The sequence below is a fragment of the Methylophaga sp. UBA1464 genome, assembly GCF_002325665.1.
Taxonomy (GTDB): Bacteria; Pseudomonadota; Gammaproteobacteria; order Nitrosococcales; family Methylophagaceae; genus Methylophaga.
This window is the reverse complement of the sequence record NZ_DCSO01000048.1, coordinates 40,457-41,278: the sequence shown is the minus strand read 5'-3', so window position 1 is coordinate 41,278 and position 822 is coordinate 40,457. Positions and strand designations below refer to the sequence as shown.

General features: G+C 46.6%; 2 protein-coding genes. One reads left to right on the top strand and one right to left on the bottom strand.

Annotation, left to right across the window (positions count from 1 at the left end; genetic code table 11):
• Window positions 1–401, top strand: a 401-nt coding sequence (locus B3O33_RS05790; protein WP_292363176.1) for an ABC transporter permease, incomplete at its 5' end; no start/stop codon positions are given.
• A gap of 24 nt (window positions 402–425) precedes the next feature.
• Here the strand turns inward: B3O33_RS05790 and B3O33_RS05785 are convergent.
• The coding region (locus B3O33_RS05785) for an HAD family hydrolase (protein WP_292363175.1) at window positions 426–822 on the bottom strand (397 nt) is incomplete at its 5' end.

The window sequence follows — 822 nt, the reverse complement described above, 5'->3', positions numbered from 1 at the left end:
AGGTGGTTCAGACATGGCTATCAGTGCCGATCCATGGATCCGTATGGTTGTTTCTGCTGGGCACCTTGCTGCATTTATTTGCAACCACTTCATTAGGCATTTTTCTGGGCACGATAGCCAGATCAATGCCTCAATTTGGTTTGTTGATGGTGCTGATTCTGTTACCTCTGCAAGTGTTATCCGGCGGCAGCACCCCGCGTGAGAGCATGCCGGAGATTATTCAGCACATCATGTTGATAGCGCCTAATACTCACTTTGTCATGCTGGCCCAATCGATTCTGTATCGCGGGGCAGGTTTCAGTGACGTTTGGCCACAGTTCCTTGCCTTGATACTGCTTGGGGCGGCTTTGTTCGGTATATCGTTGAGCCGTTTTCGCAAAACCATTGTCTCCATGGCCTAAGATCACCAGACCGATAAATCGTATTTATTGGCACAATGATAAAGACTCAATGTCATCAATATTAAATTGCATGAGCGATTGAAAAGTGGTTCTGGTCATAGTATTGATTACATAATCTGCAGCCCGGATTGGATTAACATAAATTACCTGCATTCCAGCTGCATGCGCTGCCCTGACGCCGGTTGGTGAATCCTCGAATACCAGACAGTGTTGGGGATCTACCTGCAGGACTTCAGCACTTTTAAGATATATTTCCGGATGCGGTTTGGTATTTTCAACATCATCAGCGGTATGTACGGAGTCAAAGTAGCGTTCGATGTTCAGGCATTGCAGCACGGTGTTGCAAACTGGACGTGGTGCATTCGTCGCTAAACCAATAGGTAATTGACCGGGCTTAAAAAGCGTATCAAGTAAGTTGAGC